We start from the raw sequence: 14,737 nt of genomic DNA, 5'->3' as shown, positions 1-14,737 counted from the left end.
ACCGGGAAATGCGCGAGGATGCAGGTATGAAGATCTCACGTATTATTTTGGGAGCTGCCGCCGCAGCCGGGGCAGCTCATTTGGCGGTTACGTCCATGGCCCGCACCCTCGAGAAGAAGCCTGATCCATACCAGCCTGAAGAACTGTCCCACCAGGTACCCGGTGAGGTCGGGTGGCTGGAGCGGGTCGACGGCACCCGACTACGCACCTTTGAAGCGGGCACCGGTCCCACCGTTGTTTTGGCACACGATTACGCCCTTTCATCGATGAGCTGGAACGTGGTTGCCGAACGACTCGTGGCGACCGGACACCGGGTCATCACGTTCGACCAGCGGGGCCACGGCCAATCGACCATCGGGACCGATGGTATTGGTTCATCCCCGATGGCAGCCGATTATCGGGCCTTGATCGACCACTTCGAAGTTTCCAACGGGGTACTGGTCGGTCACTCGATGGGTTCGTTTCTGGCACTTCAATACCTGATCGATCATGCGGACCACGCCCGGGGCCATCTGCGCGGCGCGGTCCTGGTGTCGCCAACGTACGGTGCCCTGGGGCGTGATCCTCTGGGTAAAGCACGGACCAGGGTCATGAAGTATCCGCTGGCAGCCACGGTGCTTTCGAATCGCATTTACGGACGGGTGGCGCTCACCGATGCGTTCGGAACTGCTTCCCCGTCCCTGGTCGAGGCTCTTCAGGCTGAACTGGGCAGCGCCGACTATGCCCAGATATTTCCAGCGGTCGACATGATGGTTGACGAAGACCTTTCACCTCGGATCGCGGAGATCGAGTTACCGGTTTCGGTCATCACCGGGAGCGAGGATCGAACGACCCCGCCCGTCCAGGCGCGCCTGATCGCGGCCAACCTCCTCCATGGTGAACTGGTCTGGCTCGATGGCTGTGGCCACATGCTCAATTGGGAGGCTGTTGACGAAATCGTCCGTCGCGTCGAAGATCGAATTCTCGTTCGATAGGGAACATCGGCGCCTGAGCTGGTGTTTGAACGAGCAGCCAACCGCCCGATAGCGGGAAAGGACCTCCAACATGTTTGGTAAAACGAAAGCGACGATCGACCCGCAGACAGCCTTGCCGGGGCGTACTGAAGCCGTGGATGTTCCGCTGGCGCATTTTGTCAACGGGCACCGTCTTGAGCCTCCTTTTCCGGATGGGATCAGAACCGTGGTTGTGGCGATGGGCTGCTTTTGGGGTGCCGAACGGATTTTCTGGAAGCTCGATGGGGTCTATTCGACAGCCGTCGGATACGCCGGTGGTTACACGCCCAACCCGACCTACCGCGAGGTGTGTACCGGCCAGACCGGACACACTGAGGTCGTGCTGGTTGCCTACGACCCCGGTCAAATCAGCTTCGAGTCGATCCTGAAAGCGTTCTGGGAAGGTCACGATCCGACCCAGGGGATGCGGCAAGGCAACGACGTTGGGACGCAGTATCGGTCGGCCGTATACGTCGCGGACGCCGGTGAGTTGGCGATGGTTGAAGCCTCGCGGGACGCCTATCAAGCCGAGCTGACCGCGGCGGGGTACGGGGCAATCACGACGGATATCGAGATCGCCGGACCGTTTTTCTACGCCGAGGACTACCACCAGCAGTACCTCGCCAAGAATGTGAACGGATACTGCGGCATCGGCGGCACCGGTGTCTCGTGTCCGACCGGGCTGGCGGCCAGCTAGCCCGGCGGCTAGCCGTTGTTGATCAAGTCGACCGTGTAGTCGATCAGGAATTGCTGATCGAAGTCGTCTGACAACTCGACTGGCACGTCGGGGGTAAGTCCCGTTATACCGTAATTGTTCCCATCGGGAGTTACCCAACGGGCGATGGTCACCTTGAGCGCTCCGCCATTGCTGAGAAGAAACTGGCGCTGCACGGTGTTCTTGCCGAAGCTGTTCTCCCCGATGATGGTCGCCCGGCCGGTGTCTTGAAGGGCACCGGCGACGACCTCGGAAGCAGAGGCGCTGCCACGGTTGATGAGCACATAGACTTTCACCGATTCATCCGTCGCGACCCCGCCCGGAAGAGCCAAAAACTCGATGGTTTCGCCGGGTGCTTCGGTGGACAAGATTAGGCCGTCTCCGATGAACTCGGAGGCGATTTCCACGGAGGCGTCGAGCAATCCACCCGGGTTGTACTGAAGGTCGAAGATAATGTTCTCGGCCCCCGCATCGAGAAGCTTGACGAGCCCATCGTGGATTAGCTCGGGACTGGTTGCCGTGAACTGGGCCAGGCTCAGGTAACCGATGGTGTCGCTCAGCATGTCCGCCTCGACAATCGGTACGACGATCGGTGCCCGCTCGATGGTGATGTCCTGGACTTCGCCATCCCGCTCGACACCGAGAAGAACCTCGGATCCGGCGGGTCCGCGGACCTGAAGAACCACAGCATCAACCGATTGACCCTCTACTGATTCGCCGTTTACTGCAACGATGTAGTCGCCCGGCAGGATGCCGGCCGCTTCGGCCGGACTACCTTCGAGCGGAGTGACGATTTCAAGCTTGCAGGTCGGACTCAGATCATTGCAGATGATGTCGGTGTCATCGACGGGCTCAAGGTTGGTTCCCTGGACCAATGCGCCGATGCCCTCGATCTGACCGGAATTGGAGCTGCGAAAAGCCTCAAATGCCTCAGGGGGAAGATAGGTGGAGTTCGGATCGTCGAGGGCGAAATCCATGAGGCCCCGCACAGCTGCCTCGACCAGGGCGTCGCCCGGGATGTCGTTGTTGGCTTCTTCGGCAAATACGGTACAGAAATCGGCGAAGTCGTCGGTCGGCGTCGCACACTGAACCTCCTGGGGAGCCGTTCCGATGGCTTCTCCACCATACTCCTGCATTCCTTCGATGGCCCCGGCGGCGAGGTCAGCCGGGGCCAGTGGGTCCACAAAGCTGGTGGTCAAGATGTCATACGCTTCGCAGAACATCTTGAACTGGTCGGTTTCGTGGTCGCAGTCGGTAAGAACAAGATTGTCGGGGGCGGCCGTTTCGGTCGCGGCAGTCGACGGCGTGGTCGGGGCGATGGACGGCGAGGTGGTGGTCACGGCGGTGGTTGTCACACTGGTTTGCGCCGTCTCGGCGCCAACACAGGCCGCGGCCAGAATGGCCAGGAGCACGAACAGGGAGGTCAAACGGTTCATAAAGACTATTCAACCTGAAGTTGGGGACTATCTGGTGTTATCGGCTAACCGCTGAAGGTGTCGCAGAGGTTAAGGTCGCCCGAGTTGTAGCCCGTCAGGAACCAGTCGACCCGTTGCTGGGACGAGCCGTGGGTCCATGACTCGGGGTCGATGCGACCTGTCGAAGCCTGTTGGACTCGATCGTCACCTACCGCTTCGGCCGCTGCGATGCCCTCCTCGAGATCGCCGATTTCGAGTTCGACGGCACCAACGTCGTCGGTCAGTTGATTGGCGTCATGGGCCCAGATACCGGCGAAACAGTCCGCCTGAAGTTCCATGGCGATTGAGAGTTGGTTGGCGTTGGCGGGATCGTTTTGCTGGGCGGTGCGCACATCGTCGTTGATGCCCTCAAGTGTCTGGATATGGTGGCCAACTTCGTGGGCGATCACATAAGCCTGAGCGAAGTCTCCTGGCGCCCCGAATTCGTTGCCAAGGGTCTGGAAGAAACCCAAATCCAGGTACATGGTCTGGTCGAGTGGGCAGTAGTGCGGTCCGACCCGGGCGTCAGCACCACCGCAACCCGAATTCGTGTAACCGTCGAAAATGACCAGCTTGGTTGGTTGGTAGGTCGCACCAGCCGCCGCGTACCGGCGAGCCCAGATGTCCTGGGTATTGTCGGTGATGGCGCACATGAACTGGACGAGCTCGGAGTTATCGAGGGCGCAGTTGGATGGTGCCGCCGTTTGGGACTGGTCGGGAGCGGCGGTCGGGGTCACGGTCGCACTGTCGGTTCCGAGTCCACCGCCCATACAGACGCTGAGGACCACGATAAGAATGAGGATCGGTAAACCCATTTTGCCGATCGGGAGGCTGCCTCCGCCGCCAGACCCGCCAGATGGAAAGCCCATCGAACCGCTGCTTCTGGTGGCTTGCCGGCCGCGCCGGTTCTCGACGTACCTGCCGGATGTGGGTTTCCATTTGACCATGACGCCTCAGTTGGCCGGTCGATCGATGAACAGAACCTGTATCGGCGATTCGATATCGGGATGGAGTGAGCGGTGAACCGTACATGAATGGGCGGCTCGCTCGAACAGCTTCGCAATTTTTGGATCGTTTGTCGTGGCCACTTCGATATCTACTGCCAGCCGGACGATTCGTTTCGGGTCGACGCCGAGCTCCTTGTGGACGGTGATAGAGATGGCATCCAAGGGGATGCCATGTCGGACAGCCAGGGGCTCAAGCGAAGAGCTGATGCATGATCCGAGGCCGGCCCCGATCAGATCGGTTGACGAAAACGTACTTCCACCACCCCCGAATTCGGGAGAAACGTCTGTGTGGAGGATCGTTCCGGTTTTACCGTCGGTGATCTGGGTGCGTCCGCCGCCGATTGGCCGACTGGTTGTTGAGCTCATGGTGAGACTTTACCCGCTGAGGGGTATTCTCAGTCCATGGTTCGTTTGATCGTCTCATAGATCCGATCGACCGAAGGGATGGTCAGGTCTTCGAGGTTCTCCGCCGACGGCAACGGAATATGCGGCGTCGAGATTCTGATGACAGGCCCATCAAGATTCCAAAAGGCTTCCTCACCCACCAGTGAGGCGATTTCGGCGCCCCAGCCACATAAGCGGGGGTTCTCTTCGACGGTGTACAGACGTCCGGTCTTCTCGACTGAGCCGAGGATCGTCTGGGTGTCGAGCGGAACCAGCGATCGTAGATCGATGACTTCGGCCGAGATGCCTTCGGCGGCCAAACGTTCGGCGGCCTCCATCGCCCTTGGCACCATGAGTGCCAATGCGGCGATGGTGCAGTCCGTACCCTCGCGCAGGACCTTGGCGGTTCCGAGCGTGTCGATGATCTCGCCGTCGGGAACTTCGGCTTTGGTGGCCAACAGCGACTTGTGTTCAAAGAACACCACCGGGTCGGGATCACGGATCGCCGCGGCCAGGAGCCCGACCACGTCGCCGGGATTCGATGGGGCCACGACCTTGAGGCCGGGGATCATCATGCACCAGTTCTCGACGCTTTGACTGTGCTGGGCCCCGAAGCGAGACCCGCCCCCGTTATGGGTGCGGACGACGACTGGTACGGTCATTTGCCCGCCGGTCATGTACCGGCTCTTCGCCATCTCATTGGCAAGGATGTCGAAGCACACAGCGATGAAATCGGAGAACATGATTTCGGCGATGACCGGGATCCCGGTCATCGCCGCACCCATGGCCGCGCCAAGAATGGCCTGTTCGGAGATGGGGGTATCACGAATCCGGCTCGGCCCGAATTCGTCGAGTAGGCCAACGGTCGTCTTGAAGACACCGCCTGCTCCGGCGATGTCTTCACCCAGCATCACGAGCATCGGGTCACGCCGCATCTCCTGGGCGATCCCTCGGGCCACTGCCTCCCGATAACTCAGTTCCGCCATGCTGATCCTCCGTTTGCCCAAAGGTCGGTCATTGCCGACTCCGGCGCCGGAGCGCCTCCTGCCTTGGCGAATTCGGTGGCTTCGTCCACCCGCCCCGCCACTGACTGCTGGATCGTGGCCAGGTCGCCTTCGGAGACTCCGAGTCGTAGGAGACGTTGGTGATAGATGGGAATCGGGTCATGGTCGAGCCATGCCTCAACTTCCTCGGCCGGCCGGTACTTTCCCGGGTCGGCCCGGCTGTGACCACCGTGCCGATAGGTCACGGCCTCGACCAGGGAAGGGCCCGCTCCCCGGCGGGCTTTCGACAGCGCGTCCTGCGCAGCGAGATAGACCGCGTCGGCATCGTTGCCGTCCACCACGATTCGCTCCAGCCCGTAGGCCGAAGCCCGGTCGGCGGCCGGATGATCGACGGCCGTGATCAAGTCGGACGGGGTGTACTCCATGTACAGGTTGTTCTCGCACACGAACACGATCGGCAAATTCCAGATCACCGCGAAGTTGAGCGCTTCATGGAATGCCCCGATGTTGGTGGCGCCGTCACCGAAGAAGGCGACCGTGACCTGGTCGGTTCCCCGAATCTGGGCCGACCATGCTGTTCCATTGGCGATGCACAGGTGCGCACCAATGATGGCGTAGCTGCCCATCATGTTGTGCTCCACCGAGGTCAGGTGCATCGATCCACCCTTGCCCTGCAAGATGCCGTTCTCGCGGCCGAGTAGCTCAGCCATCACTGGACCGAGCGGTGCGCCTTTCGAGAGGGTGTGTGCGTGGCCCCGATAGGTGGCGAATACGTAGTCGTCTGGTTGCATGGCTTGACCGAATCCAGCCGAAATGGCTTCCATACCAAGCGAAAGATGGCTCGTGCCCTTGACCAGGTTCTGCATGAACAAGTCATAGGCCCGCTTCTCGAACTGGCGGAGAACGTGCTGGCGTTCGTACAACTCCAAGCGTACGTCGGCCGGGATGTCAGCTTCATCCATGGCTGGATCGGTGGGCATGGGTGGGCGCGCCGGACGCGTCGCGTAATCGAGCAGCGTCGGGTCGTCGGCGGCCGAGTCGTTGAAGGGCCTAGTACTCATTGGCGACCATGAGCTCTTCGCATGGGAACAGCGTAATGATGCGCGGACCGTCGGCCGTTACGACGATTTCTTCTTCGATCCGGGCCGCCGATCGTCCGTCCTTGGCCGGAGCATAGGTTTCCAGAGCGAAGACCATGCCTTCTTTGATTTCGACCGGGTCGTCGAGCGAGTTCAGGCGACTCACGATGGGGCGCTCATGCAATCCCACCCCGACGCCGTGTCCGAACTGAAGGCCAAAGGCGTCCATCTCGTCCTCGAAACCGAACTCGGTGGCTTCCGGCCAGACCCTGGCAATGTCGGCGGTGGTTTTACCTACCTGGACCTGATCGATCGCCGCGTCCATCCATTCGCGCGACTGCTTGAAGGCGTCTCGATGGGCCTGGCTGGCGCGACCAACTGCGAACGTCCGGTAATAACACGTCCGGTAGCCGTTGTAGACGTGGATGATGTCGAAGTACGCCTGGTCGCCTGGACGGATGAGCCGATCCGAGAAAACATGCGGATGCGGGCTGCATCGTTCGCCGGCGATCGAGTTAATGGCTTCGACGAACTCTGATCCCATCTCGAATAGGCGGCCGTGAGCGAGGGCGACGACGTCGGATTCCCGGACCCCGGGTTTGAGGAACTCGAAGATGTCCTGGTAGACGCCGTCGACCATCGCGCATGCTTGCGTGAGCAGCATGATCTCGTCCTGGTTCTTGATCTCCCTGGCCATCATCATGGCCTGCTGGCCGTCGGTAACGTTGAGACCTTCCGCCTGCAATGCCATGAATACGCCGGTTTCTGCCATGTCGACACCGAGTGGTTCGCCTTCTACTCCGGCTTCCCGAAGGGCGGCGGCGATCTCCTCGGCGGCCCGTTCATGGAGGCCGCTGTTGGGGCCGATAGCTCCCTGAAGGCCGGTGTTTCCAGCCAGAGAATTAGTTTTGTCATAGAGGGACGGCAACTGAAGTCGGTGAGCCTTGGCCGCCGATCCAAAGTCCCAGATCTTTGGCTGACCTTCGCGGGTGACCAGAGCCCACCGCTCGCCCTTGTTGAACGCCCAATAGCCGATGGTCGTGCTGGTGGTGTAGCGGATATTCGACGTCTCGAACAGCAATAGAGCGCCGAGGTTGTGAGCGTCGAGTTGCTCGCGGACGCGGGCCAATCGATAGGAACGAAGCCGTTCCCAGTTGACGCGCTCTTCCCAGTCGACCGACATGGTTCCGGGGGCGGGGGTTGTTGCGACCGGGAAGTCTCCCATGAGTGTTTCTCCAGGTAGGATGCAATCGTTTGCATAAGGTTAGCGAATCTGGAGAGGGTATGAGTCGGCCGGGTGGTAGTAAGTGAAGTATGACGTAGCGGTAATTGGGGCGGGGATAGTAGGCCTGGCGTCGGCGAGCGCCGTCACCAAACGTTTTCCAGGTGCCTCGGTTGTCGTGATTGACAAGGAACCGACCATCGGGTTCCACCAGACCGGTCACAACAGCGGGGTCTTGCACTCGGGGTTGTACTACAAGCCAGGATCGCTCAAAGCTGATCTGTGTGTGCGGGGCCAGCGAGCCATGGTCGAGTTCTGCGAGACCGAGGGCCTGCCATTCAAGCGCTCTGGCAAGCTGGTTGTTGCCACCGACCCAAGCCAGATCCCGGCCATGGAAGAATTGTTGGCTCGTGGGACCGCCAACGGCCTCCGGGGACTACGCCGGATTGATGCCGACGAGATCAAGGAGTACGAACCCCACTGCGGTGGTGTCGCTGCCCTTCACGTACCCGAGTCCGGCGTCGCCGATTATCAAGCGGTGGCAGTTCGTCTGGCTGAGAAATTGTCGGGGGACATCAAGCTGGGTCAACCCGTCGAGAGGATCCGATCCGGTACGAGCGGGGTTGAGATTGACACTCCCGGAGGCACGATCGGGGCACGGGCGATGATCGCCTGCGCCGGGTTGCACGCCGATCGGGTGGCCGCCATGTCAGGACTGGAGACGCCCGGGCGGGTAGTGCCCTTCCGCGGTGAGTATTACCAATTGACTGAGGCCGCCTCGTCGCTCATCAATGGCCTCATCTATCCGGTCCCCGACCCCCGGTTCCCCTGGTTGGGGGTCCACTTCACCCGACGGGTCGACGGTCGGGTCGAGGTCGGTCCCAACGCCGTCCTGGCGATGGGACGTGAGCACTACCGGGGAGTTCGCCCCGAATTCGGTGAGTTGGCTCGCACGTTTGCCTATGGCGGATTTATGAAGCTCGCCGCCAAGTATTGGAAGACCGGGGCGATGGAGGTGTGGCGCTCAGCTCGCAGTTCGACCTATGCAAAAACGGCTACGAAACTCGTTCCGGAGATCCGCGGCGAACATCTCGAACCCGGAGGCGCCGGCGTGCGAGCCCAGATCGTCATGCCAGATGGCAGCCTCCAGGACGACTTCTCGATGATCAAAACGGACAACGCCATCCATGTGCTCAACGCCCCCAGCCCGGCTGCCACCAGCTCTCTCGCCATTGGCGACCACATCGCCAACCTGATGCAAGGACTGCTCTAGGAGTTGGCCTTGCATCGGCGAGGGTGGGCCGAGCTAGCTGAAGAGCCTCTCGGCGTTGCCGCTGAGAATCATCGCTTCCTGCTCGGCAGTCAGTCCGGCTGATTTGATGAAGGCCACCGGGTCGTCGTCGCCCATCTCGAACGGGTAATCGGTTCCCAGCAGGATGTGGTCGGCGCCCATGACCTCGACCAGGTACCGCAACGCCCCGGCGTCGTGGACAACGGTGTCGAGATACATCTGCTTAAGGTACGCACGGGGCGGCTTGGAGATGTTCTTGGCGGTCAGGCCGGGCTTCATCTCATAACCTTTGTCGAGGCGGCCGATCTGGTATGGCATGAACCCGCCGCCATGAACCACGCAGAACTTGAGGTCAGGGAATCGTTCGAATACGCCCGAGAAGATGAGGCCGGCCATGGCAATCGTGGACTCGGCAGGTCGGGCGACCATGTTCTCCATGAAGTATTTGCTCATGTCGACTCCGGTGAGCGGAGTCATCGGGTGCAGCAGAACGAAAGCTTCCTTTTCCTCGGCCGCGGCCCAGAACGGGTCGAGATCTAAGCGGTCTATGTAGGCCCCGTCCACGGTGGTGGCCAGCTCCACGCCTGCCATGCCCAACTCATCCATGGCGTAGTTGAGCGCATCAACGGACGCGTCGGTGTTCTGGAGCGGCATCGTTCCGATGGTCCGGAACCGTTCCGGTGCCCTGGCGGCTTCTCCGGCCAGAGCCTCGTTGTGGATGCGGGAGTAGGCGACCGCCTGGTCGGTTGGCAGCTCATAGGCGGTGAGGTCGATCCATCCCGCCAGTACCTGTACGTCAACTCCTTGCCGATCCATGGCGGCCAGTCGGGCATCGAGGTCGGTCAAGTCGGGGCGGAGTGGCTGGGAGACCGCTCGCCCCGCCATCTCGACGGATGTGCCACGTTCGGCTTGAACCAGCTTGATGCCGGTTGACGGGTCGGCCGTCTCCAGCCAGGAACGAAACTCGGAAGGAATGCAATGGGCATGTACGTCAATGATCATGGATACGACTGTACCCGGTCGAACAAAGCGCCCGCAATCGATTGCAGGAACATCTTCGTCCGTGTAGCTTCGAGAGTATGCCGTCAGTTATCAAAGCTTCTGCGCTTCCCACCCACGATTCCACTCGAGATGGTCGAAAACGGATCGATCTGGTTACCGAGGAGATGTTCGGTTTCACCGACTTGCGGGCCGACTACATCCTCTATCAACCAGGAGATACCGCCGCCGCCCACTATCACGTCGGGGCCCGACACGTTTGGTTCATAGCCGAGGGTCGGGGAATTCTCCATTTGGACGACGAGCAACACGAGCTTGCCACGGGGGATGTTTGTACGGCCGGCGATGGTGAGGTTCACTGGTTTGAGGCGGTCGGAGACGAACCGTTCGGGTTCTACGAACTATGGGTGCCGGCTCCGGTCGAAACCGTCTGGGTCGTCCCGGATGACATATGAACATGGGAGCCCACTACGTGAGTTCACGTAGAATCGAAGACGAGCGCCTCATCACCGGGAACGGAACGTACGTGTCCGATCTCGTGCCTGCCGACGCTCTGTTCTGCGCGTTTGTCCGCAGCCCGAGCGCCCATGGGGTCATCAAGGAAATCGACCTCGATGAGGTTCGCTCGTCGCCCGGGGTGGTGGCCGTGTTCACCGCCGAAGATCTCGACCTCAACGACATTCCCGGAGTCACCGGCCGCGGTCCCGCTGCCGAACCCATGACGCGCCCACCATTGGCCAGGACCAGGGTTCGATATGTTGGCGACCCGGTGGCGGTGGTTGTTGCCGAGTCGGCTCGCCAGGCCGCCGACGCAGCCGACCTGGCCTGGGTTGAGGTCGATGAACTCCCCGTCGAGCTCGTGCCAGGCGAGAACCGGGCGATCCTGTTTGAAGGAACTGATTCCAACCTCGTCGAGGAAGTGTTCATCGAAGGTGGACTTCCTGCTCCTCCCGCGGAGATTTCGGTGACCGTCGAGGTGAATCACCAGCGGTTGGCACCGGTATCGATGGAGACCCAGGCGATCCTGGCGGCTCCGGAAGACGGGGGCGTGCATGTGTGGTGCAGCCACCAAGCACCTCACAAACTCAAGGGCCAGATCTCCACGTTCATGGGGATCGAGCGGGTGCGAGTCACAGTGCCCGATGTGGGCGGTGCCTTTGGCATGAAGGGCTCGATGTTCCCCGAGTATCTCGTGGTGGTGGCTGCTGCCATGCGCCTGAGTCGACCGGTGGCTTGGATTCAGCGGCGACCGGATCAGTTCACCGGTGGCACCCACGGCCGTGCCCAGCGTCATGTCGTCACTCTGGAAGGGACTGCCGACGGGCGCCTCACCAGGGCGATGTTCGAATTATGGGCTGAGACCGGAGCATACCCGCACGACGGCTCGGCGGTTCCAACGTTCGGGCGTCTGGTGGCCACCGGCATGTACGACATCCCGCGGGTTGAGATCCATGCTCGAACCGTTGTAACGAACATGGCGCCGACCGCCCCATACCGGGGTGCCGGGAGGCCGGAGGCGGCTCTGACCATTGAGCGCGGCATCGATGCATTTGCGAAGGCGGCCGGACTCGATCCGATCGAGGTGCGGATCCGGAATGCCGTTCGGGAGTTTCCGTATACGACTGCGGCCGGCGCCATCTACGACTCGGGCGACTATGTGGCCGCCATCGAATTGGCCAGGTCGATGTTTGACATGGACGCAATACGCGATCAGCAGCAGCAGCGCCTGGCAACCGGCGACGCCCTCCTCGGTATGGGTTTTGGAGCCTTCGTCGAGCGAGCGGGCGGAGCGGTTGAATCATGGGAGTATGCAGCCGTCGAGGTTGATCCGATATCCGAAGAGGTCGTGATTCGAACCGGTTCCACCGACGGTGGGGGGCAAGGACACAAGACCGTCTGGTCACAGGTGGCTCGCGACGTCTTCGGTATCGAGGAGATCCGGGTCATTGCCGGTGACACCGACGAGGTGCCGTCCGGGATGGGAACCTTTGCGTCTCGGTCAGCCCAGATCGGTGCCAGTGGCGTACATCGGATGGCCCTGAAAGTGTTGGAGCTGGCTAGAGAGCGCGCCGCCAAACACCTGGAAGCTTCTCCGCATGATCTGCGATATGACCAGGGCGTCTTCTCGGTGGCAGGCTCGCCTGATAGTGAGGTGTCACTCTGGGACCTGGCGAGGGATGAGCCTTTGGAAAGCGATGAGAAGTTCCAGCCAGGATCCCAGACCTTCCCGTATGGGGTACATGCGGCGGTGGTTGAAGTGCTTCCCGAAACAGGCGAGGTGCGGGTGCTCGATATTGTCGCCGTTGACGATTGTGGACGGGTGCTCAATCCGATGATCGTCCAGGGCCAACTGCACGGGTCGATGGCTCAAGGACTCGGTCAGGCGCTCTGGGAAGAGGTGCTGTATGACGAAGAGGGCCAGCCGCTCACGACGTCGTTGCTCGCCTACCTCATCCCGGACTCGACATCGCTGCCTGCCATTCGGTCCGATCGCCTGGAACACCCCGCCCCCTCGAATCCGCTTGGTGTGAAGGGCTCCGGGGAGGCAGGCTGTATCGGCCTTCCCCCGGCCATCCTCAACGCGGCGCTCGACGCACTCGCCCCGCTGGGGGTTACCGACCTCCAACTTCCTCTCCGGCCTCAAAAAGTGTGGCAGGCAATTCAGGATGCCAGAGCCAGTGTCTGATCAAATCGTGCGGGGGGCGGCGGTCCAAGCCGCTCCGGTGTTTTTGGATAAACGGGCCACGCTGGAAAAAGCGGTTTCCCTCATCGAAGAGGCCGGGGCCGGCGGCGCTCAGATCGTCGGATTCCCGGAGGGGTTCATCCCTGCTCATCCGATCTGGTTTCATTTTCACTCGGGCACCGACCGGCCCGCTACCAAACTCTCAACGGAACTGTTCAAGAACTCGCTTGAAGTACCCGGACCGGAGATCCAGGTACTTGCGGAGGCGGCCGCCCGTGCGGGTACGTATGTTGTCATGGGAGTTTGTGAGAAGCGGCCAGGGACGTTCGGGACCATGTACAACACCCAGGTGTTCATCAGCCCGACAACCGGGTATGTCGGAAAGCACCAGAAGCTGGTCCCGACTGTCGGAGAGCGTTTGGTGCACGCGCCTGGTGGCCCCGAGACCTTCGGGGTGTTCGATAGTCCGTTTGGTCCGGTCTCCGGTCTCATGTGTGGTGAGAACTCCAACCCGCTGGCTATTTTTGCTCTTACGTCTGACGCCACCCGTATTCATGTGATGGCCTGGCCGAATCATTTCCCCAAGCCGGCGCTGCCCATGCCGGATATTTCCCTAACCGCGGCGCGGGCTTTCGCCCAGATGTCCAAGGCGTGGGTCATCAGCGCATCGGCCGTCGTGAATGATCGCATCCGGGACATGGTTCCCTTGCGTGATGAGGATCGAGAGTTTTTGATGCGAGACGACATTGGCGGCGGCTCGTGCATTGTTGCCCCGAATACGACCGTGGTGGCCGGCCCGGCAATCGGCAACGAGGAGTTGATTCTCTATGCAGACATGGACCTGGATGCGGGAATCACGATGAAACTCCGCCACGACCTGGCCGGTCATTACAACCGGCCTGATGTGTTTCGTCTTCTGGTCAATCGGGCACCGGCCCCGTTGCTTCTTGAAGCGACCAGTGAGCAATTGGAGCGGGCATCCATCGATTACGGAGAATTACTTGCGTTGGACACACCGCAAGAAGAAGAGGAGTAGCCATGGTCAAGTTCGCCATCAAGACCCCACCCCAACACACGACCTGGTCGGACATGTTGGAGATCTGGCAGGCAGCCGATGAGATGGAGGTGTTTCATTCGGCGTGGAACTTCGATCATTTCTATCCAATACATGGGGATCCGAATGGACCCTGCCTTGAGGGGTGGACGACCCTCATTGCGTTGACCCAGGCGACGAAGCGGCTGCGAGTTGGTTGCATGGTCCACGGTATGCACTACCGCCACCCGGCAGTGACCGCCAACATGGCTGCCACCCTTGACATCGTCTCGGGTGGGCGGCTCAATCTTGGCTTGGGAGCCGGGTGGTTTGAAATCGAGTCTGCTGCCTATGGCCTCGAATTGGGCACGATCAAAGAACGAATGGACCGGTTCGACGAAGGGGTGGCGGTCATCAAGTCACTGCTGGCCAACGAATCGACCACCTTTGATGGCGCGTTCTATCAGTTGAAAGATGCTCGCTGTGAACCCAAAGGACCGCAGTCACCCGATGTCCCGATCATGATTGGCGGTGGTGGCGAGAAGCGGACCCTCCGGACTGTGGCGCGGCACGCCACGATGTGGGACGCGCTCGGTATCGAAGTCGACGCTTGGAAGGCCAAACGGGAGATTCTCTATGCCCATTGCGCCGAGGTGGGTCGGGACCCGTCCGAAATAGAGACGTCGGTCCATGTGATGTTTGCGCCGGACGCCGACCCTAATGAGCTAGCGGACAAGGCCATGGTGCGCGCCGAAGCGGGCGTCGATCATGTTGTGTTCAGTATGCGGGCGCCCTTGTCTGTGAAGCACATAGAGCCGCTGGCCGTCGCCCTGGCAGCGGTCACGTAGCGGAGTCTCGCCGCGAGTTGTTGAGC

The 14,737-nt window shown here is 61.0% G+C and carries 14 protein-coding genes; 7 read left to right on the top strand and 7 right to left on the bottom strand.

Annotated features, from left to right (window positions below):
* Nucleotides 1-26 precede the first annotated feature (26 nt).
* Both JJE47_10360 and msrA read left to right on the top strand, forming a co-directional pair.
* The gene (locus JJE47_10360; GenBank protein MBK5267825.1) at nucleotides 27-974 is read left to right on the top strand and encodes an alpha/beta hydrolase; all 948 of its coding nucleotides are present in this window, start codon (nucleotides 27-29) and stop codon (nucleotides 972-974) included.
* Between the two features lie 70 nt (nucleotides 975-1,044).
* Nucleotides 1,045-1,689 carry a peptide-methionine (S)-S-oxide reductase MsrA gene (msrA, locus tag JJE47_10355; GenBank protein MBK5267824.1) on the top strand — a complete coding sequence of 215 codons (645 nt, stop codon included), beginning with the start codon at nucleotides 1,045-1,047 and terminating at the stop codon, nucleotides 1,687-1,689.
* An 8-nt stretch (nucleotides 1,690-1,697) separates the two neighbouring features.
* Here the strand turns inward: msrA and JJE47_10350 are convergent, their stop codons facing one another.
* The 6 genes from JJE47_10350 to JJE47_10325 all read right to left on the bottom strand — a co-directional run bounded on the left by JJE47_10350 (nucleotide 1,698) and on the right by JJE47_10325 (nucleotide 7,818).
* Complete coding sequence (locus tag JJE47_10350) at nucleotides 1,698-3,143, bottom strand: S41 family peptidase (GenBank protein ID MBK5267823.1); 1,446 nt, start codon at nucleotides 3,141-3,143, stop codon at nucleotides 1,698-1,700.
* Between the two features lie 44 nt (nucleotides 3,144-3,187).
* Nucleotides 3,188-4,108, bottom strand: a complete 921-nt coding sequence (locus JJE47_10345) for a neutral zinc metallopeptidase (GenBank protein ID MBK5267822.1) — start codon at nucleotides 4,106-4,108, stop codon at nucleotides 3,188-3,190.
* Nucleotides 4,109-4,114: 6 nt separating this feature from the next.
* Nucleotides 4,115-4,534, bottom strand: coding sequence for an OsmC family protein (locus JJE47_10340; GenBank protein ID MBK5267821.1), 420 nt, complete (start codon nucleotides 4,532-4,534; stop codon nucleotides 4,115-4,117).
* Nucleotides 4,535-4,563: 29 nt separating this feature from the next.
* Nucleotides 4,564-5,538 (bottom strand): alpha-ketoacid dehydrogenase subunit beta, encoded by a 975-nt coding sequence (locus tag JJE47_10335; protein MBK5267820.1) that lies wholly within the window; start codon nucleotides 5,536-5,538, stop codon nucleotides 4,564-4,566.
* A complete protein-coding gene (locus JJE47_10330) occupies nucleotides 5,526-6,518 on the bottom strand; it encodes a thiamine pyrophosphate-dependent dehydrogenase E1 component subunit alpha (GenBank protein MBK5267819.1) in 993 nt (330 codons plus the stop codon). The genes JJE47_10335 and JJE47_10330 overlap by 13 nt, the downstream gene beginning before the upstream one ends.
* Nucleotides 6,519-6,606: 88 nt before the next feature.
* Nucleotides 6,607-7,818 (bottom strand): aminopeptidase P family protein, encoded by a 1,212-nt coding sequence (locus JJE47_10325; protein MBK5267818.1) that lies wholly within the window; start codon nucleotides 7,816-7,818, stop codon nucleotides 6,607-6,609.
* A gap of 124 nt (nucleotides 7,819-7,942) precedes the next feature.
* On the opposite strand from JJE47_10325, the gene lhgO reads away from it, so the two are divergent.
* The gene (gene lhgO, locus JJE47_10320; protein ID MBK5267817.1) at nucleotides 7,943-9,130 is read left to right on the top strand and encodes an L-2-hydroxyglutarate oxidase; all 1,188 of its coding nucleotides are present in this window, start codon (nucleotides 7,943-7,945) and stop codon (nucleotides 9,128-9,130) included.
* Between the two features lie 33 nt (nucleotides 9,131-9,163).
* On the opposite strand, the gene JJE47_10315 is transcribed toward lhgO, so the two are convergent.
* Nucleotides 9,164-10,150: an amidohydrolase gene (locus JJE47_10315; protein ID MBK5267816.1), complete on the bottom strand. Its 987-nt coding sequence runs from the start codon at nucleotides 10,148-10,150 to the stop codon at nucleotides 9,164-9,166.
* A 77-nt stretch (nucleotides 10,151-10,227) separates the two neighbouring features.
* On the opposite strand from JJE47_10315, the gene JJE47_10310 reads away from it, so the two are divergent.
* Genes JJE47_10310 through JJE47_10295 form a run of 4 tightly spaced genes read left to right on the top strand, consistent with a single transcriptional unit; the run spans nucleotide 10,228 to nucleotide 14,711 of the window.
* Nucleotides 10,228-10,602, top strand: coding sequence for a cupin domain-containing protein (locus tag JJE47_10310; protein ID MBK5267815.1), 375 nt, complete (start codon nucleotides 10,228-10,230; stop codon nucleotides 10,600-10,602).
* A gap of 17 nt (nucleotides 10,603-10,619) precedes the next feature.
* Nucleotides 10,620-12,833 (top strand): xanthine dehydrogenase family protein molybdopterin-binding subunit, encoded by a 2,214-nt coding sequence (locus JJE47_10305; protein MBK5267814.1) that lies wholly within the window; start codon nucleotides 10,620-10,622, stop codon nucleotides 12,831-12,833.
* The gene (locus JJE47_10300; protein ID MBK5267813.1) at nucleotides 12,826-13,866 is read left to right on the top strand and encodes a carbon-nitrogen hydrolase family protein; all 1,041 of its coding nucleotides are present in this window, start codon (nucleotides 12,826-12,828) and stop codon (nucleotides 13,864-13,866) included. The genes JJE47_10305 and JJE47_10300 overlap by 8 nt, the downstream gene beginning before the upstream one ends.
* Before the next feature lie 2 nt (nucleotides 13,867-13,868).
* Complete coding sequence (locus JJE47_10295; protein ID MBK5267812.1) at nucleotides 13,869-14,711, top strand: LLM class F420-dependent oxidoreductase; 843 nt, start codon at nucleotides 13,869-13,871, stop codon at nucleotides 14,709-14,711.
* Nucleotides 14,712-14,737 lie beyond the last annotated feature (26 nt).

The organism is Acidimicrobiia bacterium, assembly GCA_016650365.1.
Lineage (GTDB): Bacteria > Actinomycetota > Acidimicrobiia > Spongiisociales > JAENVV01 > JAENVV01.
The sequence above is the reverse complement of the archived record's forward strand: the minus strand, read 5'-3'. Positions and strand labels throughout refer to the sequence as shown.

Bases quoted from the DNA above. Each gene is read 5' to 3' on its own strand.
- JJE47_10360 (MBK5267825.1), top strand. From the start codon at position 27: ATGAAGATCTCACGTATTATTTTGGGAGCTGCCGCCGCAGCCGGGGCA.
- msrA (MBK5267824.1), top strand. From the start codon at position 1,045: ATGTTTGGTAAAACGAAAGCGACGATCGACCCGCAGACAGCCTTGCCG.
- JJE47_10350 (MBK5267823.1), bottom strand. From the start codon at position 3,143: ATGAACCGTTTGACCTCCCTGTTCGTGCTCCTGGCCATTCTGGCCGCG.
- JJE47_10345 (MBK5267822.1), bottom strand. From the start codon at position 4,108: ATGGTCAAATGGAAACCCACATCCGGCAGGTACGTCGAGAACCGGCGC.
- JJE47_10340 (MBK5267821.1), bottom strand. From the start codon at position 4,534: ATGAGCTCAACAACCAGTCGGCCAATCGGCGGCGGACGCACCCAGATC.
- JJE47_10335 (MBK5267820.1), bottom strand. From the start codon at position 5,538: ATGGCGGAACTGAGTTATCGGGAGGCAGTGGCCCGAGGGATCGCCCAG.
- JJE47_10330 (MBK5267819.1), bottom strand. From the start codon at position 6,518: ATGGATGAAGCTGACATCCCGGCCGACGTACGCTTGGAGTTGTACGAA.
- JJE47_10325 (MBK5267818.1), bottom strand. From the start codon at position 7,818: ATGTCGGTCGACTGGGAAGAGCGCGTCAACTGGGAACGGCTTCGTTCC.
- JJE47_10315 (MBK5267816.1), bottom strand. From the start codon at position 10,150: ATGATCATTGACGTACATGCCCATTGCATTCCTTCCGAGTTTCGTTCC.
- JJE47_10310 (MBK5267815.1), top strand. From the start codon at position 10,228: ATGCCGTCAGTTATCAAAGCTTCTGCGCTTCCCACCCACGATTCCACT.
- JJE47_10295 (MBK5267812.1), top strand. From the start codon at position 13,869: ATGGTCAAGTTCGCCATCAAGACCCCACCCCAACACACGACCTGGTCG.